General features: G+C 70.0%; 18 protein-coding genes. 12 read left to right on the forward strand and 6 right to left on the reverse strand.

Features of this window, described 5'->3' with window-relative positions:
* Positions 1–10 precede the first annotated feature (10 nt).
* The 4 genes from J7357_RS11875 to J7357_RS11890 form a co-directional block, all read right to left on the reverse strand.
* On the reverse strand, positions 11–1,696 hold the full coding sequence (locus J7357_RS11875; protein ID WP_209246679.1) for a DUF5597 domain-containing protein: 1,686 nt from the start codon (positions 1,694–1,696) through the stop codon (positions 11–13).
* Positions 1,697–1,713: 17 nt separating this feature from the next.
* Positions 1,714–3,648: a sialate O-acetylesterase gene (locus J7357_RS11880; protein ID WP_209246680.1), complete on the reverse strand. Its 1,935-nt coding sequence runs from the start codon at positions 3,646–3,648 to the stop codon at positions 1,714–1,716.
* 85 nt (positions 3,649–3,733) lie between these two features.
* Positions 3,734–6,601 (reverse strand): TonB-dependent receptor, encoded by a 2,868-nt coding sequence (locus J7357_RS11885; protein WP_244667461.1) that lies wholly within the window; start codon positions 6,599–6,601, stop codon positions 3,734–3,736.
* Between the two features lie 348 nt (positions 6,602–6,949).
* Complete coding sequence (locus J7357_RS11890) at positions 6,950–7,912, reverse strand: LysR substrate-binding domain-containing protein (RefSeq protein WP_209246681.1); 963 nt, start codon at positions 7,910–7,912, stop codon at positions 6,950–6,952.
* Between the two features lie 281 nt (positions 7,913–8,193).
* Between J7357_RS11890 and J7357_RS11895 the strand changes: the two genes are divergently transcribed.
* The 5 genes from J7357_RS11895 to fdxA all read left to right on the forward strand — a co-directional run bounded on the left by J7357_RS11895 (position 8,194) and on the right by fdxA (position 12,198).
* Positions 8,194–8,814, forward strand: a complete 621-nt coding sequence (locus tag J7357_RS11895; protein WP_041500105.1) for a 2-dehydro-3-deoxy-6-phosphogalactonate aldolase — start codon at positions 8,194–8,196, stop codon at positions 8,812–8,814.
* Positions 8,811–9,962, forward strand: a complete 1,152-nt coding sequence (gene dgoD, locus J7357_RS11900; RefSeq protein WP_017913163.1) for a galactonate dehydratase — start codon at positions 8,811–8,813, stop codon at positions 9,960–9,962. Before J7357_RS11895 ends, dgoD begins: the two co-directional genes overlap by 4 nt.
* A 10-nt stretch (positions 9,963–9,972) precedes the next feature.
* Positions 9,973–10,890 (forward strand): SMP-30/gluconolactonase/LRE family protein, encoded by a 918-nt coding sequence (locus J7357_RS11905; RefSeq protein ID WP_209246994.1) that lies wholly within the window; start codon positions 9,973–9,975, stop codon positions 10,888–10,890.
* Complete coding sequence (locus tag J7357_RS11910; protein ID WP_209246682.1) at positions 10,887–11,786, forward strand: 2-dehydro-3-deoxygalactonokinase; 900 nt, start codon at positions 10,887–10,889, stop codon at positions 11,784–11,786. The genes J7357_RS11905 and J7357_RS11910 overlap by 4 nt, the downstream gene beginning before the upstream one ends.
* Before the next feature lie 88 nt (positions 11,787–11,874).
* Complete coding sequence (gene fdxA, locus J7357_RS11915) at positions 11,875–12,198, forward strand: ferredoxin FdxA (RefSeq protein ID WP_017909525.1); 324 nt, start codon at positions 11,875–11,877, stop codon at positions 12,196–12,198.
* A gap of 373 nt (positions 12,199–12,571) precedes the next feature.
* Here fdxA and J7357_RS11920 read toward each other — a convergent pair whose 3' ends face one another.
* Together J7357_RS11920 and dapA are read right to left on the reverse strand one after the other, a co-directional pair.
* Positions 12,572–13,096: a hypothetical protein gene (locus tag J7357_RS11920; RefSeq protein WP_010343910.1), complete on the reverse strand. Its 525-nt coding sequence runs from the start codon at positions 13,094–13,096 to the stop codon at positions 12,572–12,574.
* A 17-nt stretch (positions 13,097–13,113) separates the two neighbouring features.
* Positions 13,114–14,022, reverse strand: coding sequence for a 4-hydroxy-tetrahydrodipicolinate synthase (dapA, locus tag J7357_RS11925; RefSeq protein WP_209246683.1), 909 nt, complete (start codon positions 14,020–14,022; stop codon positions 13,114–13,116).
* A 166-nt stretch (positions 14,023–14,188) separates the two neighbouring features.
* On the opposite strand from dapA, the gene J7357_RS11930 reads away from it, so the two are divergent.
* The 7 genes from J7357_RS11930 to J7357_RS11960 all read left to right on the forward strand — a co-directional run bounded on the left by J7357_RS11930 (position 14,189) and on the right by J7357_RS11960 (position 19,759).
* On the forward strand, positions 14,189–14,764 hold the full coding sequence (locus J7357_RS11930; protein ID WP_087943489.1) for a glycine cleavage system protein R: 576 nt from the start codon (positions 14,189–14,191) through the stop codon (positions 14,762–14,764).
* 65 nt (positions 14,765–14,829) lie between these two features.
* Positions 14,830–15,309, forward strand: a complete 480-nt coding sequence (locus tag J7357_RS11935; RefSeq protein ID WP_209246684.1) for a peroxiredoxin — start codon at positions 14,830–14,832, stop codon at positions 15,307–15,309.
* A gap of 82 nt (positions 15,310–15,391) precedes the next feature.
* Positions 15,392–16,792 carry a PhoH family protein gene (locus J7357_RS11940; protein ID WP_209246685.1) on the forward strand — a complete coding sequence of 467 codons (1,401 nt, stop codon included), beginning with the start codon at positions 15,392–15,394 and terminating at the stop codon, positions 16,790–16,792.
* Positions 16,793–16,833: 41 nt separating this feature from the next.
* Positions 16,834–17,283 carry a hypothetical protein gene (locus J7357_RS11945; protein WP_209246995.1) on the forward strand — a complete coding sequence of 150 codons (450 nt, stop codon included), beginning with the start codon at positions 16,834–16,836 and terminating at the stop codon, positions 17,281–17,283.
* 84 nt (positions 17,284–17,367) lie between these two features.
* A complete protein-coding gene (locus J7357_RS11950; RefSeq protein WP_010343917.1) occupies positions 17,368–18,036 on the forward strand; it encodes a YoaK family protein in 669 nt (222 codons plus the stop codon).
* A 47-nt stretch (positions 18,037–18,083) separates the two neighbouring features.
* A complete protein-coding gene (gene thiD, locus J7357_RS11955) occupies positions 18,084–18,893 on the forward strand; it encodes a bifunctional hydroxymethylpyrimidine kinase/phosphomethylpyrimidine kinase (RefSeq protein WP_209246687.1) in 810 nt (269 codons plus the stop codon).
* The gene (locus tag J7357_RS11960; protein ID WP_209246689.1) at positions 18,890–19,759 is read left to right on the forward strand and encodes an alpha/beta fold hydrolase; all 870 of its coding nucleotides are present in this window, start codon (positions 18,890–18,892) and stop codon (positions 19,757–19,759) included. Before thiD ends, J7357_RS11960 begins: the two co-directional genes overlap by 4 nt.
* Positions 19,760–19,835: the final 76 nt, after the last annotated feature.

Raw genomic sequence — 19,835 nt, forward strand, 5'->3', positions numbered from 1 at the left:
CGCCGCGTTGTCAATAGGTCGCCAGGGTGACGCGCAGCAATTGCGGCACGTCGGAAAAGTTGAGCCCGTAATCGGTCTGGTCGCCGTTCCAGTTGCGCCGGAACCGCCACTGTTCGCCCTCGTACACGCCCTCCTCGACCCGGTCGTAGAGCATGTTGGCGGTCGCGGCGCTGGCTGGGTGCAGGGTCACCCGTGCATGCTGGGCGGTGATCAGGAAGGTGTCCGGGCCGAGTTCGGCGATCAGCGCCGCGCCGATCGGCGCGGGATTGCCGGGCGGCTCGCCCTGGAACCAGAACTGCGGCACGCCGTAGGCGACGGTGGCGCTCCAGCGCGCGTTGAGCGGCAGTTCCTGCACCGCTTGGCCCGGTGCCTCGGCGGTGCCGTGCAGCCTGCCGGCGGCCGCGGCGCGGGCGAACACGCGCATGCCCATACCCACCGCGCGATAGCCCAGCGCGAACGGCGCCAGTGCCTGTGCGTCCACGCGCTTGGCGCCGAGCGGATAGTTGGAGTAGCCGCTGTAGTCGATGCCGAAGGTCGACCAGCCGATGCCGTCGTGGCCCAGCGCCGGAAACAGGTAGCGCGCGTACTCGGGGCGGTTGCCGGTCTCGGCGACGAACAGCGCGTTGTCGGGGCGTGCGTAGCGCTGCAGCACCGTGGTGTACAGCGTGTACTCGGGCATGTAGATGTCCGGCGCCAGCAGGTCGATGTGCGGCGCCGCCGCCTTCCACACGTCGAGCACGTTGTCGGTGGGGCCGCCGCTGGCGTACTGCCCGGGCTGGCCCGGATTGAACGGGCCGCGCAACGCCGCATTGACGTAGATCGGCAAGGGATACGCGGCCTTGCCGGCCTCGGCGATACGGTCGATGAAGTGCGCGATGTGCCAGGCGTGGAAGATCTCGTCGGCATCGGCGCCGAACACCTGCGCCCAGCTGCCCGGCGACTTGCCGAGCCGCTGCAGCAATGCCTGCGGCACCGGGCCGTCGAACACGCGCTGCGCCATCGGCGAGAAATCGCGCGCACTGCCGTAGGTGCCGGGCTCGTTCTCGGCCTGCACCATGATCACGGTGCGCTGCGGATCGGCCTGGCGCAGATGCCGCATGAAGGCAACGAAGACGGTGCGGTCGGCCTGCAGCGTGGCCGGCGCCAGCGGCGACAGCGAACCCAGGCGTCGCCCGTCGCGCGTGACCACGCGCGGGAAGCGCGCATCGTCGGTCTTGACCCAGTGCGGCGCGTAGTTGGGGCCGTTGTTCTTCCAGGTGCCGAACCACAGCAGCACCAGCCGCACCCGCTGCGCGCGCGCTTGCGCCAGCAGTGTGTCGACGAAGGAGAAATCGAAGCGGCCCTCTTCCGGTTCCACCTGTTCCCAAGCGATCGGCACCTGCACCGTGTTCGGCCCCAGCGCGCGGATCGCCGGCCACACCTGCGCCAGCGCCGCCCGATAATTGCTGGAGTTGTTGACCTGCGCGCCGAGGATCAGGAACGGTGCGCCGTCGACCAACAAGGCATGCCGACCGTCGGTGCTCACCAGGCGCGGGACCGGTGCCTGGGCCGGCGCCGATGTCGCGGCAGCGGGCGTGTGCGCACCACCCGACGGTTCATCCGGCGCGGCCTGGCAGGCGCTCAGCAGCAGCGACAGCAGGACAGGCAGCCACCATGCGGTGCGCAACGCGCGCGACAGCGATTCGGTTCTTCGCATGCGGCCAGTGCCCTGCCTCACCAGTCGTCGCTGCGGAACGGGCCCACCGGCAACTGCTCGCGGTTGACCAGGTTGGCGTCCTCGGGGTTTTCGCTCCACGCGTAGCGCAGCGCCTGCGGCTGCGGTACCGCGTCGCTGCGGACCACCACCTGGTCGCCCTCGATCCGTGCCTGCGCCGGATGGAAGCGGCGATCGGCGCCGGCCAGGACGAAGCCACGCACCACAGTGCCGCCGCCACGCACCGCCAGGGTGCTGCCCATCGGGTCGAACATCACCCGCGCCTGGCCATCGGCGAACGTGGCGCGCGCGAACATCGGCGCGCTGTAGACCAGGGTTTCGCCGTAGGCGACGTGGCGTGCGACCAGCGCCAGGCGATGCCCCACGTCCTGTTTGTTGGGGGGATGGATGTTGTCCGGCGTGCCGACGTCGATGGTCACCGCCTGCCCGGTGGCCGGCAGCGACAGCGTCCTGGTCTGCGATTCGCGCAGCTGCGTCCACGGACTCAGGTCACCCTGGTCGTTGCCGGCCTTCCAGTTGGCCAACTGCACCCACAGGAACGGCAACTGCGGCTGCCCGCGCTCCTGCCGCCAGCGCCCGATCAGCGAGGCGAACTGCTCGCGGTAGCGCAGCGCGCCATACGGGTAGGCGTTGCTCTCGCCCTGGTACCAGATCACGCCCTTGACCGGAAACGGCTGCAAGGGGTGGATCATCGCGTTGTACAGCAGCGTCGGCACCTGGTTCTTGTCGTCGTTGGCGGCCAACGTCACCTTGCCCGGGCGGAACTGCCAGTCGCCGGCCAGCGAGCGCGGCTGGCCGCCGTCGGGCTGCACGAAGAACGCCGCCGCATCGCCGGGAATGCCGCCGAAGCCGCCGGTATCCAGGATGCGGATCGCGATATGGTTGACGCCGGCGCGCAGCGCTGCCGGCGGCACGCGGTAGCGGCGCGGTTCGGTGTAGCGCCCTTCGGTGTGGCCGACCTCCACGCCGTTGACGTAGGTGGTGTCGGCATCGTCCGCCGGCCCGATCCCCACGACGGCGCCGGTCTTGGCCTCGGCCGCGCTCAGGGTGAAGCTGCTGCGATACCAGGCGACGCCGTCCATGCCGACGTAGCCATGCTGTTCCCACAGCCCCGGCAGCGGCTGGCGGTCCCAGTCGCGGTCGTCCAGATCGGCGGCGGCCCAGCCGGCATCCGCATCCGCGGTGGTCGGGTGTGGCCAGCGCGCCAGGCGCTTCCGGGTCTCGCCCAGGTCCTGTGCGTCCTTGGCCTGCATCTGCGCGATGCGCGTGCGCACCTGCGCCGCGTCCACGCCCGGCGAGGCCGCGTCCATCCAGGCCTCGATCGCGCTGCCGCCCCAGGTGCTGTCGATGATGCCGATCGGCACGCCGGTGCGCTGGCGCAGCTCGCGCGCGAAGAAATACGCCACAGCCGAGAACGCGCCGGCAGTGGCCGGCGTGGCCGCGACCCAACTGCCGCCGGGCAGACGCGGCTGTGGCTGCACCGCCCACGCCTTGGGCACCTTGAAGTTGCGCAGTTGCGGATCCGCTGCCGCCGCCACTTCGCGTGCGCCGTCGCGTGCCTGCGCCAGCGGCCACTCCATGTTGGACTGGCCGCTGGCCAGCCACACGTCGCCGATCAGCACATCACCAATGCGGCGCTGGCTGCCGTCGCCCTGCACGTCCAGCACGTACGGGCCACCGGCCGCATGCGCCTGCAACTGCAGTTGCCAGCGGCCATCGCGGCCTGCGACCGCACTGGCGCTGGCACCGTCCAGGCGCGCCTGGATGCGTGCGCCAGGCGCGGCCCAGCCCCACACCGGGATCGGCGCATCGCGCTGCAGGACGGCGCCGTCGGCGAACAGCAATGGCAGTTGCAGTTCCGCCGCGGCTGGCCATGACGCGAACGCCAGCGCCAGCAGCGCCAGGCGAACGGTGGGATGCAGCGGTCTTGCCATGAGCGGTTCCTGCGTCGGGAGGAAAAGCCGGCGGCAGCCACCCGCCTCGCCTCAGGCGGACCGCGCGCCGGAGACGGCCGCGCGCCTACCAGTTGGCGCGCAGCACCAGCGAGTAGCGACGATCGTTGACGAACCAGCTGCGCGTGTACAGATGCCGGTCGACCTCGCCATCGCTGTAGGAGGTCGGCCCCATCAGCACCTTGGTCTCCGCGTTGGTGATGTTGTTGGCCTGGATGCCCAGTTGCAGGTGCGGCGTGAACCGATAGAACACCGAGCCGTCGAGCTGGCCGTAGTCGTCCGACCAGGTCGGCAGCTTGGTCGACACGTCGCTGGCGGTCAGCAGGTAGCGCGAGCGCCAGTTGTAGGCCAGGCGCACCGACAGCGGGCCCTTTTCGTAGATGCCGGCAAGGTTGTAGCTGCGCCGCGACAGCCCTTCCAGCGGCAGCGCCACGCCGGTGACGGTGGTCTTGGTGTAGGGATCGGTGGCGGTGTTCACGCCGCCGCTGCTGTCGACGAAGGTGAAGTTGGCATTGACGCCGAAGCCGCTCATCCAGCCCGGCAGCGAATCGAAGAACTGCGTGTAGCCGTACTCGAAGCCGCGGATGCGGCCCTTGTCCATGTTGTACGGACGCGTCACCAGGAAGTCCTGACCGCCGTAGTTCTCGGTGACGGTCTGGTTGGAGAAATAGTCCTTGACGCTCTTGTAGAACAGCGTCACGTACATCATGTCGCTGCTGTCGAAGTACCACTCCAGCGCGGCGTCGTACTGGTCGGCCTTCATCGGCTTGAGGTTGGGGTTGCCGGCGGAGCCGGTCCAATCCTTCAGCGAGCCGTCGTCGTTGACGGTGGCGGTGAGCAGCAGATATGGCTGCAACTGGGTGTAGTCCGGCCGCGCCATCGCCTTGGACGCGGCAAGGCGCAACTGCAGCGCATCGGAGAACTTGAAGCGCAGGTTCAGGCTCGGCAGCACGTCGGTGTAGCTGCCGCGCGCGTCGTTCGGGAAGTACTGTCCGTAGTACTGGGCCTTGAGCGCGTCCGAGGCCGAGGTGGCGGACAGGTCCGGATACTGGCCGTAGCCCGAGGCCTCGGTCCTGGTCTGCACCACGCGCACGCCGATGTTGCCGTCCACCGGCACGCCCAGCGCAGTGTCGTTGCCGAAGTACATCACCATGTACGCGGCCTGGGTGCGCTCGAACTGGCGGTTGGTGTCCTGCAACTGATACTGGTCCGGCGCCCAGCCATAACCGCGCAGCGCGACGATCTGCTCGATCAGCGCCGAGGTGCCGGCGTAGTCCTTGACCGCGCTGTTGCGCGGGAAATACAGGTTGTTGGGCACGCGCACATTGCCGCGCAGCAGGTTCGAAAAGGAATACAGCGACGAGGACGCGGTCATGTAGCTGGCCAGGTCGGCAAGGCCGGTGGCGGTGCCGGGGATGGTCGCCCAGTTGTCGCTGATCACGCCCCAGTTGTAGCCGGAATTCTTGTTGGTCTGGGTGCGGTCGGTGGCGCGGATGCCGGCACGGAAGGTGCGCAGCCACGGGTTGTCGTCGTAGCTGTACTCCAGGTCGAAGCGCGTGGCCAGCTCGCGGCCGCGGTTCTTGGCCAGGTGATCCATCGCCGCACTCCAGAAGTAGTTGGAGGGGTCGGCGGTGTAGCTCGGGTCGGCCAGGGTCACCGCAGGGTACTTGCCGCTGAGGTCGAAGGTCAGGCCCGGCAGATAGATCGAGCTGAACAGGGTGAAGTCCAGGGTATCGCTCTGCGACTGCACCAGTTGCATGTCGCCGCGCACGGTGAGGTTGCTGGTGAGCTTGTGGGTGAAGCCGCCGGACAGATCGGAGGTGGTGGTGCTCTGCCGGGCGTAGCGGTTGTCGGTGTAGAAGCGCACGCCGTCGTTGCCGGTGACGTTGCCGCGCCAGGAACTGGACACCGGCGAGCCGCTGACGAAACGGCCTGCGTCGTCGTAGGTGAAGGTGGTGCCCGGCGCCGGCGCGATCGCATTGGTGTCGTCGTTGAAGAACGCCGCGCGCTCCTGCCAGTTCATGTCGTAGGACGAGCGCAGGTATTGCACGTAGAGGTCGGTGGCGTCGCTGGGCCGCCACTGGAAGGCGGCCGCCACGCCCTTGCGCTTGCGTTCGAACTCCAGTTGCCGCCAGTTGACGCCACCTGGCACGTAGACTTTGTCGAAACTGGTGCCGGCCAGCAACGCGGGATCGGTGCGGCGCACGAACGGTTCGACCTGGATACCGTCGCTGCGCGTGGCCAGTTCCGAATGCGCCACATCGAGCATGAAGCCCATCTCGCCCAGGCCGGTGTTCCAGCGATCGCTGAACAGGAACGAGCCCGACGGCTTGTAGGTCTTGCTCAGGTCGCCGTAGTTGACGTCGGCGGTGAAGCCAATCACCCGGCCCGGTTGGTCGAACGGCATGCGCGTGCGCAGGTTGACCGTGCCGCCGAGGCCGCCTTCGATGATCTCCGCCGAGGGATTCTTGTACACGTCCACGCCGGCCATCAGTTCGGCCGGCACGTCCTCGAAGCTGAGTCCGCGCCCGCTGGCGGCACTGAAGCTGTCGCGGCCGTTGAGTTCGCCGCGCACCTGGGTCATGCCGCGGATCATCACCCCGCTGCCTTCGGCCGAGAAGTGGTCCGGGTCGTTGCGCGCCATGAAGTGATCGATGGTCACGCCGCTGACCCGCTGCAGGGTCTCGGTGACGCTGCGATCCGGCAGCGCGCCGATATCCTCGGCGCTGACCGCGTCGACGATCTGCTCGGCGTCGTGCTTGATCGACTGCGACTTGATCAGGCTCGCCCGCACGCCCTTGACCTCGACCGCATCGAGCTGGACCGGATCGCTCTTCTTGGCGGCAGGCTGTTTGGCGGCAGGTTCAGCCTCCTGCGCCAACGCCTGTGCGCTGAGCAAGACGCCGATGCTCAGCGCGATGAGCGAATACGGCAAAACGCGGGGACGGCGCGACGCTGCGGTCGGCCAGGCCGGACCACGGGGATGCTGCGATGCCATGCTGTTTCCCTCCCAGGAGACATGCACACAGACACGGGTGACGGTCGCGCCAGGGCGCCGTCCTGCGAGTTGTGACGGCATGGCCAAAGCCTCTGCCGTATCGGGTGGCGCTGCTGCTGTCAGGCAAGCGCGTCGCGACCGCGATCGGCCGAGACTAGAAATGCACTTCGCGTGACGCAAATGAAAATTTCACGCCCAGCTATGCGATTCCAGACTAGCGGGATGCACACCACGGCATGTCTACGAAATCGTCCACGCGCGGCATGGCAACGCCAGTGGCGACACTCACAGGTTCGCCGCGCGTTCGGGATACAGCCGCTTGGCGGCATTACGCAGCGCCAGCAACACGCGCTCGGCGCCCGGCGGCAACAGATAATCGCGGCGGCGCACGATGCCGAACGATTCCATGCGCACGCCCAGCGTGATCGGCAACACCGTCAGCAGCTTGGCCTGTACGTACGGCGCCACCGCCTCGGCCGGCAGCGCGGCGAGCAGGTCGCTGCCGCGCAGCAGGCTGGTCATCACCGGCAGCGACGAGGTCTCGATGACATTCTGCGGCGCCGGCACCGCATGCTCCAGGAACATCGCGTCCAGGCGCGCGCGCAGCACGCTGTCGGCCGGCGGCAGCACCCAGCCGTAGCGGGCCAGGTCGGCATGGCGCAGGTCGGCGCGGGTGGACAGCGGGTGGCCGGCGCGGGCGATCACCGAGTGCGGCTCGTCGGCCAGCGGCTCGAACTCCAGCGCCTCGGCGCCATAGGGCCCGAGGATGCGCCCGATCACGATGTCGAGCTGGCCGTCGAGCAGCTTGGCCACCAACGGCCGGCTGTAGTCCATCTCCACCCGCACCAGGATGCCGGGGAACTCGCGCTTGACCTCGGCGATCGCCTGCGGCACCAGATTGGTGCCCGGATTGACCACGGTGCCGATCGAGACCTGGCCCATGCGCCCTTCGCACAGCGCCGCGATCTCTTCCTGCGCACGGCCGATCTCGGACATCGCCGCGCGCGCGCGGCGGATCAGCACCTGCCCGTACCAGGTCGGCTCGACCCCGCGCGCGTGGCGCTCGAACAGCTTCACGCCCAGCAGGTCCTCCATTTCCGCCAGCAGCTTGGACGCCGCCGGCTGGGTCATGCTGGCCGCCTCGGCGGCGCGCAGCACCGAACGGTGCTCGTGCAACTGCAGCAGCAGCAACAGGTGACGGGTCTTCAGGCGCGCGGCGTTGAACCAGGGATTGGCGGAAGCATTCATCGTGGGCAGGCGTCCTGGAAGGCGAAACCGCCTATTCGGCGGCGGAATAGAATATGCCTAAAATTTCATTTGCAGAGCATAGCTCACGCGCGCAGGCTACGGTCCATCGCGCCCCCGCCGGCGTCGCCGTTCGTCGGGCACCGGCCTGCCGCGGCGGATGCCGCCGGGTTGCGCCAGCGCGCCGACGCACGGGCGCGGACCGTGGCCTCCCGCCTCCGGTCCCGCCGCGGCGTCGCGCTGGCCGGGCGCCTCCGTCACCGTCGTTTCCGCCAGGTATCCCGATGTCCGCCGCTTCCCCGTTCCGACTCCCGCTGATCGCGATCCTGCGCGGTCTCACCCCCGAGGACGCGCTGGCGCACGTCGGGGCGCTGGCCGATGCCGGCTACGACGCGATCGAGATCCCGCTCAACTCGCCGCGCTGGGCCGACAGCATCGGCCCGGCCGCGCAGGCGTTCGGGCAGCGCTGCTGGATCGGCGGCGGCACCGTGCTGCAGATCGGCGACGTCGACGCCCTGGCCGATCTCGGCGCACGCTTCATCGTCACCCCCAACACCCGCCCGCCGGTGATCCGCCACGCGGTGGCGCGCGGCCTGCAGGTGGTGGCCGGCTTCGCCACCGCCACCGAGGCGTTCGACGCGCTGGATGCCGGCGCGCAGATGCTCAAGCTGTTCCCCGCCGCCACCTACGGCCCCGGCCACGTGCGCGCGCTGCGCGCGGTGCTGCCGGCGCAGGTGCCGCTGTTCGTGGTCGGCGGCGTCAACACCGAGACCCTGCACGACTACCTCGGCGCGGGCGCGATCGGCGCCGGCATCGGCGGCGAGCTGTACCGCCCCGGGCAGTCGCTCGCACAGACCCAGGCGCACGCCGCCGCCTTCCGCCACGCCTATCTGGACCGCGCATGAAGATCGTCCGCCTCACCACCTACCACGCCGCGCCGCGCTGGCTGTTCCTGAAGATCGAGACCGACGAGGGCATCACCGGCTGGGGCGAGCCGGTCATCGAAGGCCGCGCGCGCAGCGTCGAGGCCGCGGTGCGCGAACTCGGCGACAGCCTGATCGGCAAGGATCCGGCGCGGATCAACGACATCTGGCAGATGCTCTACCGCGGCGGCTTCTACCGCGGCGGCCCGATCCTGATGAGCGCCATCGCCGGCATCGACCAGGCGCTGTGGGACATCAAGGGCAAGGCGCTGGGCGTGCCGGTGTACGAACTGCTCGGCGGGCGCGTGCGCGACCGCATGAAGACCTACCGCTGGGTCGGCGGCGACCGCCCGGCGGCGACCATCGCCCAGATCCAGGGCTACCGCGACCTCGGCTTCGACACCTTCAAGTTCAACGGCACCGAGGAAATGAAGCTGATCGACGGCCCGCGCGCGGTGGATGCCGCGGTGGCCAAGGTGGCGCAGATCCGCGAGGCGTTCGGCACCGCCATCGACTTCGGCATCGACTTCCACGGCCGCGTCGCCGCGCCGATGGCGCGCGTGCTGCTGCGCGAACTCGAGCCGTTCAAGCCGCTGTTCGTCGAGGAGCCGGTGCTGCCCGAGCAGGCCGAATACTACCCGCGGCTGGCCGCGTCCACGCCGATCCCGCTGGCGGCCGGCGAGCGCATGTTCTCGCGCTTCGACTTCAAGCCGGTGCTGCAGGCCGGCGGCCTGTCGCTGCTGCAGCCGGATCTCTCGCATGCCGGCGGCATCACCGAATGCCTGAAGATCGCCAGCATGGCCGAGGCCTACGAGGTCGGCCTGGCGCCGCACTGCCCGCTCGGCCCGGTGGCGCTGGCCGCCTGCCTGCAGGTGGACTTCGTCTCGCACAACGCGGTGCTGCAGGAACAGAGCATCGGCATCCACTACAACGAAGGCGCCGACCTGCTCGACTACGTGCTCAACAAGGACGACTTCGCCTGCGACAATGGCGGCAGCATCGCCGCATTGCCCAAACCGGGCCTCGGCGTGGAAATCGACGAGGAGCGCCTGCGCCATGCCAACGCCAACCCACCCGACTGGCACAACCCCATCTGGCGTCACGCCGACGGCAGCATCGCCGAGTGGTGAGCCGATGAGCGTGTCCAATCCGCCCCGCCACACCGCCACGCTGGCGGTGGACAGCCGCTGTGCGCATGGCGAAGGCATGCTGTGGTGCGAACGCCGCGGCGTGCTGTTCTGGGTCGACATCAGCGGCCGCCGCCTGTGGCGCCACGATCCGTCCAGCAACGTCAGCCGTCATTGGGACCTGCCCGACCGCCCCGGCTGCCTGGGCCTGTTCGACGACGGTCGCCTGCTGCTGGCGCTGGCCAAGGGCGTGTACGTCGCCGATCCGGATGCCGCGGCCGAGACCGACAGCGCACTGCCGCTGCAGCACCTGGCGGACGTGGAGCCGGAACGCGACGACACCCGCAGCAACGATGGCCGCGCCGACCGCCACGGCAACTTCGTGTTCGGCACCATGAGCGAGCGCGAGGACCAGGCGCCGGTCGGCAGCTTCTACCAGTGGTCGGCACGCCACGGCCTGCGCCGCCTGCCGCTGCCGGGCGTGGCCATCCCCAACGCGATCTGCTTCAGCGCCGACGGCCGCACCCTGTACTACTGCGACTCGGTGCAGCCGCGCATCCTGTGCTGCGACTACGACCCGGATACCGCGCATACTGCCAACAGCCGCGTGTTCGCCGAACTGGACCATGCCAGCGCCGAGCCGGACGGTGCCATCGTCGACGCCGAAGGCCACCTGTGGAACGCGCAATGGCGCGCCTGGCAGGTGGTGCGCTACCGCCCCGACGGCAGCGTCGAGCGCCGCGTCGCCCTGCCGGTCAAGCATCCCACCTGCCCCGCCTTGGGAGGCGCCGATGGCGGCACGTTGTACCTGAGCACCTCGCGGCAGGATCACAGCGAGGACGAACTGGCACGCACGCCGCAGGCCGGCGGCGTGTACGTGGCCGCGGTCGGCATCGCCGGCCTGCCCGAAGGACGCATCGCCAGCGCATGATCGTCGTCGATTGGGGGACCAGCAGCCTGCGCGGCTATCGGCTCGACGCCGACGGCGGCATTCTCGACCTGCGCCGCAGCGACCAGGGCATCGCCGCCTGCCAGGGCCGCTTCGCCGCAACCCTGGCCGCCCTGATCGACGGCTGGGACGGCGACGTCGTCCTGTGCGGGATGATCGGCAGCCGCAACGGCTGGATCGAACTGCCGTACGCGCCCTGCCCGGCCGACGCCGCCGCCCTGGCCGCGGCGATGCAGCCGCTGCAGGATCCGGCGCTGCCCGGCCGCACGCTGTGGTTCGTGCCCGGCGTGGCCAGCGACGCCGACGCCGTGCCGGACGTGATGCGCGGCGAGGAGACGCAGCTGATCGGCCTGCTCGCGTTGCTTGAGCAGGAACCGCCGACGGCCGAGATCCACCACGTCTGCCTGCCCGGCACCCACAGCAAGTGGGTGACCCTGCAGGACGGGCGCATCGCCTCGCTGGCGACGATGATGACCGGCGAGCTGTACGCGCTGCTGCGCACGCACAGCCTGCTGGCGCGGCTGATGGACGCCGACGACGGCGTCTTCGATGCGGCCGCGTTCGACGCCGGCGTGCAGCGCAGCGGCGACCCCGGCGGGGTGCTGCACCATCTGTTCGGCGTGCGCAGCCTGGGCCTGTTCGAACGCCTGAGCGCCGCCGCAGCACCGTCGTATCTGTCCGGCCTGCTGATCGGCCACGAACTGCGCGCGCACCCAGTCTTGCCGCCGGTAGTGCACCTGGTCGGTGGCAGCGGCCTGCTGGCGCGCTATGCGCATGCGCTGGCCACGCTCGGCAGCCGCGTGCGCACCCATCCGGAGGACCTGGCCGCACGCGGCCTGTATCGGCTGGCGCAGCAGCACGGCGGCCTCGCCGGCTGAGCCGCGCGCCGCCCGCCTCCTGCCCCGCACACACGGCGGCGGCGGCCGCTTTGCATTAGAATCACCGGGTTAATCGCCGGATCGAGCCATGCCTTTCGTCGTCACCGAAAACTGCATCAAGTGCAAATACACCGACTGCGTGGAAGTGTGCCCCGTGGATTGCTTCCACGCCGGCCCGAACTTCCTGGTGATCGATCCGGACGAGTGCATCGACTGCACGCTGTGCGAGCCGGAATGCCCGGCCAACGCCATCTATCCCGAGGACGACGTGCCCGCCGGCCAGGAAGGCTTCGTCGCGCTCAACGCGGAACTGGCCAAGGCCTGGCCAGTCCTGACCACGCGCCAGGAACCGCTGCCCGACGCCGCCGAGTGGGACGGCAAGCCGAACAAGCTGCCGCTGCTGCAGAAGTAATCCCACCGCGGGATTCTGCCCGGGCACTGCCCGCCGAAGAGTCGATACAAGCGGCGGCTTCAGGGCGCCTCCAACCACTCGCTTTGCCTCAGTTCAAACGCACACGTGGTCACACCCTGTTAGGACACGAGGCTGCGCCCGACCCTCATCCGCCCCTGCGGGGCACCTTCTCCCGGAGGGAGAAGGGAGAAGCGCGAGCCCCCTCCCTCCGGGAGAGGGGTTGGGGTGAGGGTACGGCGCGCAGCGCGGCGCTGAAGCAAGGAACGGCGCTTGCCCTTGCACTCCTTTCTCGCCGAACGAAAACGGGCGCACTCGGCGCCCGTTTCGCGTTCTGCAGCAGATCCGGCGCACGCGCCGGACCATACCGGCTCGGTCAGTGACCCAGCTTGGCCTTCAGCGCGGCGATCAGCTTGACCGGCGCCTCGCCGGTGGCCGGCAGGCCGCGCGGATCCACCGCCGAGACGTACACGCCGGCATCCACCGCCACCACGCGCACCAGGAAGTTGCTGCCTTCGTAGGCCACGTCGTAGGAGCCCAGCAACTGCGCGCGGCTGGCGATGGTGACGCCTTCGATGCCGCCCAGCGCGTCGCCGACCTGGCCGAACACCTGGTCACGCGTGCCCGGCACCACGAAGCCGCTGTTCGACGCCGCCGGAGCCTGGCCGGCCGGGGCCGCAGGCCGCTGCGCCGAGGCCAGCGCCGGCACCTTCATCGCCGCCGAGGTATCGGGCGAGGTCAGATCCGGCGGCACTTCCAGCGGGCGCATGTCGGGCGCCAGCGCGTAGTCGCCGCGCGGCTTGCCCTTGTGGAACCAGCTGCAACCGCTGGTGGCCGCGACCAGGGTGGTCGCCAGCACGGCGGCCGACAGCACGCGGACGTAGGGAACGGAAGCACGCATCAATCAATCTCCTGGAGTCAGGCCGCGAGCGTTTCGCGGCTGGATAGGTCTTCCAACGCGGCAGCGTCGGCGGCAAGTCGGTCGGCCGTGGCGTGGTGCGCCGCGGACAGCGGCAGCAGCGGCAGCCGCAGGCCCTGGCCGATCCCGGCGCGCTGCAGCAGCGCCTTGACCGGGATCGGGTTGGATTCGATGCCGCAGAACGCATGGAACGGCTGCAGCCGCGCGTCCCAGGCCTGCGCGGGCTCGGCCTGGCGCGCGCGCGCCAGGTCGCACAGGCGCCGGTAGGCGCGCGGCAGGGCATTGGAGGCCACCGAGATCAGCCCGTCGAAGCCGGCCAGCATCGCCTGCGCGGCGCTGCCGTCGTCGCCGCTGAACACGGCGAACTGGTCGCTGCGCAGGGCCGCCAGCGCGGCGATGCGCTGCGGGTCGCTCACGGCTTCCTTGATGCCGACGATGTTCGGATGCTGCGCCAGTTGCGCCACGGTCTCCGGCAGCAGGTCGCAGCCGGTGCGGCCGGGCACGTTGTACAGCAGCACCGGCAGGCCGCCCTGCTCGGCGACCTGGGTGTAGTGCGCGATCAAGCCGGCCTGGGTCGGACGCACGTACGGCGGCGTCACCACCAGCGCGTACTGCGCGCCACCGGCGGCGGCGCGCTGGGTCAGCGCCACGGTCTTGGCGGTACCGGACAGGCCGGTGCCGGCCAGCACCGGCACGCGCCCGCCGATCGCCTGCACCGCTTCGCGCAGGATCCGGTCGTATTCCTCGTCCAGCAGCGTGGCCGCCTCGCCGGTCGATCCCGCCACCACCAACCCCTGCACGCCGCCGTCGAGCTGGCGTTTGAGCAGCCGCTGCCAGGCGTCGAGGTCGAGGTCGCCATTGCCCTGGAAGGGCGTGGCCAGGGCGGTGATGATGCCGGAGAGAGACAAGATGCCGGGTGCTCGCTGGGAGAAAAGGGCCGCGCAGGCTGCGCGGACGGGTCGGCCCCGCACGCGGGGCAAGGTCGCCCCGCATGTTACTTGCGGCCCGAAAGCGCGGGCAAGTATGCTGCACACCATGCCGGGCGACCGCCCGGATGCCGTTCAGCCTTACGCAATGCCGGAAGCCCCTTTGACCGACACCACGCCCCGGCCCGCGCCGACCGAAAACCACCTCCTGATCAACGCCTACACGACGCATCCGGAGTCGCCCTTGTTGCCGGTGACGCGTCGCATCGCCGACAGCGGCTGCAATCTCGTCGATGCACGCCTGGCCACGGTCGGCCGCGACGTGTCGGTGACCGCGCTGGCGACCGGCTCGTGGGACTCGGTGGCCAAGCTCGAAGCCATGCTCACCCGCCTCGACCGCGAGGAAGGCATGAAGCTGGTGTGGTACCGCACCGGCGCCAAGCAGGCGCAGTCCAACCTGCTGCCGTACATCGTCGAAGTCATCGCCGCCGACAAACCCGGCATCCTGTTCCAGTTGGCCGACTTCTTCGACCGCCAGGGCATCACCATCGAGAACCTGCAGAGCACGCGCTACCGCGCCATGCAGACCGGCGCGGAGATGTTCTCGGCGCAGGTGACGATCGGGGTGCCGGCGAACATGCACATCGCCGCGCTGCGCGACGACTTCCTCGAGTTCTGCGACCACCTCAACCTGGACGCGATCATGGATCCGATGAAGTTCTGAGTGCGCCGCGCTGGACACCGACGCAATCGAACGCGGATGATGGCGATGCACGCGGAGGACACCCCATGAAGGACGGCGACACCCTGGACCGCAGCACGCTGGCCTTGCCGCTGGCGCTATCCGGCGGCACAAACGCCACGCTCGGCGACTACGCCGGCCGCTGGCTGGTGCTGTATTTCTATCCGAAGGACAGCACGCCCGGCTGCACCACCGAGGGCATCGAGTTCAATGCGCTGCTGCCGCAGTTCGAACAGGCCGGCGCCACCGTGCTGGGCGTGTCGCGCGACTCGGTGAAGTCGCACGACAACTTCTGCGCCAAGCAGGGCTTCCGCTTCCCCCTGATCAGCGACGCCGACGAGGCGCTGTGCCGCGCCTTCGACGTGATCAAGGAAAAGAACATGTACGGCCGCCAGGTGCTGGGCATCGAGCGCAGCACTTTCCTGCTCTCGCCGACCGGCCAACTGGTCCGCAGCTGGCGCAAGGTCAAGGTCCCCGGCCACGCCCAGGCCGTGCTAGACGCGCTGCAGGCCGCCGCCAAGCAGTGACCACTGCCGTTTCCCGCACCCCGCATCGCCCTGCCCCGCAGGCAGCGATGGTTCGTCCCTGCTCCTCTTTCAGGAATCCATGATGACCCGAGGCAAGCGCATCTACGTGCTGGATACCAACGTGCTGATGCACGATCCGACCGCGCTGTTCAAGTTCGAGGAACACGACGTGTTCCTGCCGATGCAGGTGATCGAGGAACTGGACAATGCCAAGAAGGGCATGTCCGAAGTCAGCCGCAACGCGCGCCAGGTCAGCCGTTTCCTCAACGAGCTGATCGAGGGCGCCGGCGCCGAGCAGATCGAATCCGGCATCCCGCTCAGCCACCCGCAGGGCATCCAGCTCAAGAGCACCGGCAGCATCGGCCGGCTGTATTTCCAGATCCGTCCGGTCGAGCCGGGGCGCAGCTTCGGCAGCGTCGCTCCGGACAACAAGATCCTGGCCGCGGTGCTGGCGCTGCGCGAAGAGCAGCCGGAAATCCCGGTGATCCTGGTGTCCAAGGACATCAACCTGCGGATCAAGGCGGCGATCAGCGGCCTGGTCGCCGAGGACTACGAGAACGACCGCGCGCTCGACGATTTCAGCCTGCTCTACACCGGCGCGATCGAGCTGCCGGAGAATTTCTGGCAGAAGCACAACCAGGACCTGCGCAGTTGGAGCGACAAGGGCCGCACCTGCTACGAGATCGCCCTGGCCGCCGACGAGGACTGGTATCCGAACCAGTACCTGTACCTGCCCGGCGAGGACGAAGTGGAACTGCGCGTGGTCAAGGTCAACGCCGAGCGCAAGGCGACGCTGGCGCTGGTCGACGACTTCCGCAGCGGCCAGCACGCGGTGTGGGGCATCGCCGCGCGCAACCGCGAGCAGAACTTCGCGCTCAACGCGCTGATGGACCCGGAAATCGACTTCGTCACCCTGCTCGGCACCGCCGGTACCGGCAAGACCCTGCTGGCGCTGGCCGCGGGCCTGGCGCAGACCATGGACCAGCAGCGCTACCGCGAGATCATCATGACCCGCGCCACGGTCAGCGTCGGCGAGGACATCGGCTTCCTGCCCGGCACCGAGGAAGAGAAGATGACGCCGTGGATGGGCGCGCTCACCGACAATCTGGAGGTGCTCACCCACACCCAGGAAGGCGGCACCTGGGGCCGCCAGGCCACCAACGACCTGCTCGCCAGCCGCATCAAGATCCGCTCGATGAACTTCATGCGCGGGCGCACCTTCCTGTCGCGCTACCTGATCCTGGACGAGGCGCAGAACCTGACGCCGAAGCAGATGAAGACGCTGATCACCCGTGCCGGCCCCGGCACCAAGATCGTGTGCCTGGGCAACGTCGAACAGATCGACACGCCCTACCTGACCGAGACCACCTCCGGCCTGACCTATGCGGTGGACCGCTTCAAGGCCTGGCCGCACAGCGCGCACATCACCCTGCGCCGCGGCGAGCGTTCGCGCCTGGCCGACTACGCCTCGGAGGTGCTGTGAACGCGGCGGCCGGTGCGCGCCTGGCGGGCGCGGCGCTGGCCATGGCGCTGCTCGGCGCCTGCGCCACCGCGCGCGGGCCGGCCACCGTACCGACCGCGATCAAGACCGGGCAATCGTGGATCGTCACCCGCAACAGCACCGCCGCGCAGGTGCTCGACACCTGCGCGCGCGACAGCCCGGCGCGCCAGGACGGCGCGGTGACCGGCTACTGGATCCCGACCCCGGAACAGATCGCGCAACTGGAAGCGCACCTGGCGCAACTGCAGCCGCAGATCGCCGACCCCACCGCGTCCGATCGCCAGTACGTCGGCATCCTGTACCGCGGCAAGCAGGCGATCTACGTCAACGCCTTCGCACCGGACGACGGCAGCGAGCGCGACCCCACGGTCGACGCGGTCAAGGTCTGCGGCGGCGGCAGCCGTTTCTGGGGCGCGGTCTACGACCCGGCCAGCGCCCGCTTCTCCGAGGTCGCGGTCAACGGCGCACGCTGAGATGGCCGCGGGCAGGCGCCAACGGCGGCACGCTGGGGTGGCTGCATCCCGCGGCCGCCGCGCCGTGGCGGCTTCGCGCGCGGCATGAACCTGGAACTGCCACGCTGGGCCTGGGCCTTCGCCGGGGCGCTGGCCGCCGTCGCCGGCATGGTCAACGTGGTCGGCTATCTCGGCTTCGAGCATCAGGCGGTCACCCACCTCACCGGCACCACCACCCTGCTCGGCGCGGCGCTGGCCGACGGCGACGCGCGCGCGATCGCGCAACTGGTCGGCGTGGTGCTGGCGTTCCTCGGCGGATCGATGCTCGGCGGCTTCATCGTGCAGGACAGCCGCCTGCGCCTGGGCCGCCGCTACGGCGTGGCGCTGGCGCTGGAAGCGCTGCTGCTGCTGGCGGCGATGCAGGCGTTCAAGCAGCAGCAACTCGCCGGCGCGGTCCTCGCCGCGATCGCCTGCGGCCTGCAGAACGCCACCACCACCGTCTACAGCGGCGCGGTGGTGCGCACCACCCACCTCACCGGCATGTTCACCGACCTGGGCATCGGCCTGGGCCAGGCGCTGCGCGGACTGCCGCTGCCGCGCCGGCGCATCCGCCTCAGCCTGCTGATCATCGGCGGCTTCCTGTGCGGCGGCGTGCTCGGCGCCTGGGCCTACCGGCAGGTCGGCTTCGACGCCCTGCTTGGCCCCGCCCTACTGACCGGCACCGTCGGCACGCTGTACGCGCTGCAGGCGCACTACCGCAGCCGCGAACGCTGAAGGCGCGACCGAGTGCATCAGCGACGCCAGCCCTGCACAATCGGCGCATGAGCGAACCCACCGTCGTCTCCGCGCTGAGCATCGCCGGCACCGATTCCGGCGGCGGTGCCGGCCTCCAGGCCGATCTCAAGACCTTCGCCGCGCATCGCGTGCACGGGCTGGCGGCCGCCGCCGCGCTGACCGCGCAGCACACCCGCGGCGTCACCGCGGTACATGTGCCGCCGCTGTCGTTCCTGCGCGCACAGATCGATGCCTGCTTCGCCGACTTCGACATCGGAGCGGTCAAGCTCGGCATGCTCGCCAACGCCGAGGTGATCCACCTGGTCGCCGATGCGCTGGAGGAGTACCGCCCGCCGTGGGTGGTGCTGGACCCGGTGATGGTGGCCACCAGCGGCGCCAAGCTGCTGCAGGACGACGCCCTGGACGCGCTGCGCGGCCGCCTGTTGCCGCTGGCGACACTGGTGACGCCGAACGTGCCGGAAGCGCAGTTGCTGCTCGGCCGCCCGATCGACAACGCCGACGACGCCGAACACGCCACCGCGGCGCTGCTCGAGGCCGGCGCACAGGCGGTGCTGCTCAAGGGCGGTCATCTGCAGGAAGGCCAGCGGGTGATCGACCGCTACGACGACGGCGTCAGCCGCAGCGAGTTCAGCCACGCACGACTGGCGCTGGACGCACACGGCACCGGCTGCACCCTGGCCGCGGCGATCGCCGCACAGCTGTGCCAGGGCCTGGCCTTGCCGGCCGCCTGCGAAGCGGCGATCGACTACGTGGCGCGCGCCCTGCGCGGCAGTTACCGGCCCGGCCGCAGCGACGTGGCGGTGCTGGATCACTTCGGCGCGGCGCGCGGCCCATGAGTGCCGCACCCAGCCGCGCATCCGCGATCGCCGAGCACGCCCTGCCCGTCGCCGCAGCCGACGGCCATCGCTGGACCTTGCTGGCGCGCGTCCCCGACGCGCCGCGGCAGGCGCTGCTGTGGCTGCCGGCGCTGGGTGTGGCCGCGCGCCACTACCTGCCGTTCGCCGAAGCGCTGGCCGCACACGGCGTCGCGGTGTTCCTGCACGAATGGCGCGGCAACGGCAGCAGCACGCTGCGGCCGTCGCGGCAGTGCAACTGGGGCTATCGCGCCCTGCTGCAACTGGACCTGCCCGCCAGCCAGGCGGCGATCGCCGGGTGCGGGATCGCGGCGCCGCTGCTCGTCGGCGGCCACAGCCTCGGCGGACAGCTCGCCTGCTGCTACGCCAGCCTGCAGCCGCAGGCCTTCGCCGCGCTGTGGCTGGTCGCCAGCGGCACGCCGTACTGGCGCCGGTTCCCCGCGCCGCGCGGCTATCTGCTGCCGCTGGCATACCGTCTGCTGCCATGGCTGGCGCAGCGGCAGGGCGTGCTGCACGGTCGCCGCCTGGGCTTCGGCGGCACCGAAGCGCGGGGCCTGATCGCCGACTGGGCGCGCGTGGGCCACAGCGGCCGCTACGCCGCGGCCGGCCTGGCCACCGACCTGGAAGCGCGCCTGGCGCAACTTGCGCTGCCGGTGCGCGGCGTGGTGATGCAGGACGACTGGCTGGCGCCGGAGAGTTCGCTGCGCGGCTTGCTGGACAAGCTGGCCACGCCGGCGCCGCAGATCCGCTGCCTGGACGCTGCACAGCTGGGCACGGCCGCCGACCATTTCGCCTGGATGAAAGGCCCCGCGGCGGTGGCCGCGGCGCTGCTGGGCGGGGATCGGTGAAATTTTTCGGGAAGAGCATTGACGGGCCAGATCGACTCCCGCATAATTCCGCTCCTGACGACGCGCCCGTAGCTCA

Source organism: Xanthomonas sp. D-109 (genome assembly GCF_017746095.1).
Lineage (GTDB): Bacteria > Pseudomonadota > Gammaproteobacteria > Xanthomonadales > Xanthomonadaceae > Xanthomonas_A > Xanthomonas_A sacchari.

Excerpts from the sequence above, each read along its gene's own strand:
- J7357_RS11875 (WP_209246679.1), bottom strand. The coding sequence starts at position 1,696 with ATGCGAAGAACCGAATCGCTGTCGCGCGCGTTGCGCACCGCATGGTGG.
- J7357_RS11880 (WP_209246680.1), bottom strand. The coding sequence starts at position 3,648 with ATGGCAAGACCGCTGCATCCCACCGTTCGCCTGGCGCTGCTGGCGCTG.
- J7357_RS11890 (WP_209246681.1), bottom strand. The coding sequence starts at position 7,912 with ATGAATGCTTCCGCCAATCCCTGGTTCAACGCCGCGCGCCTGAAGACC.
- J7357_RS11895 (WP_041500105.1), top strand. The coding sequence starts at position 8,194 with ATGTCCGCCGCTTCCCCGTTCCGACTCCCGCTGATCGCGATCCTGCGC.
- dgoD (WP_017913163.1), top strand. The coding sequence starts at position 8,811 with ATGAAGATCGTCCGCCTCACCACCTACCACGCCGCGCCGCGCTGGCTG.
- J7357_RS11910 (WP_209246682.1), top strand. The coding sequence starts at position 10,887 with ATGATCGTCGTCGATTGGGGGACCAGCAGCCTGCGCGGCTATCGGCTC.
- fdxA (WP_017909525.1), top strand. The coding sequence starts at position 11,875 with ATGCCTTTCGTCGTCACCGAAAACTGCATCAAGTGCAAATACACCGAC.
- J7357_RS11920 (WP_010343910.1), bottom strand. The coding sequence starts at position 13,096 with ATGCGTGCTTCCGTTCCCTACGTCCGCGTGCTGTCGGCCGCCGTGCTG.
- J7357_RS11930 (WP_087943489.1), top strand. The coding sequence starts at position 14,189 with ATGCCGGAAGCCCCTTTGACCGACACCACGCCCCGGCCCGCGCCGACC.
- J7357_RS11935 (WP_209246684.1), top strand. The coding sequence starts at position 14,830 with ATGAAGGACGGCGACACCCTGGACCGCAGCACGCTGGCCTTGCCGCTG.
- J7357_RS11940 (WP_209246685.1), top strand. The coding sequence starts at position 15,392 with ATGACCCGAGGCAAGCGCATCTACGTGCTGGATACCAACGTGCTGATG.
- J7357_RS11945 (WP_209246995.1), top strand. The coding sequence starts at position 16,834 with ATGGCGCTGCTCGGCGCCTGCGCCACCGCGCGCGGGCCGGCCACCGTA.
- J7357_RS11950 (WP_010343917.1), top strand. The coding sequence starts at position 17,368 with ATGAACCTGGAACTGCCACGCTGGGCCTGGGCCTTCGCCGGGGCGCTG.
- thiD (WP_209246687.1), top strand. The coding sequence starts at position 18,084 with ATGAGCGAACCCACCGTCGTCTCCGCGCTGAGCATCGCCGGCACCGAT.
- J7357_RS11960 (WP_209246689.1), top strand. The coding sequence starts at position 18,890 with ATGAGTGCCGCACCCAGCCGCGCATCCGCGATCGCCGAGCACGCCCTG.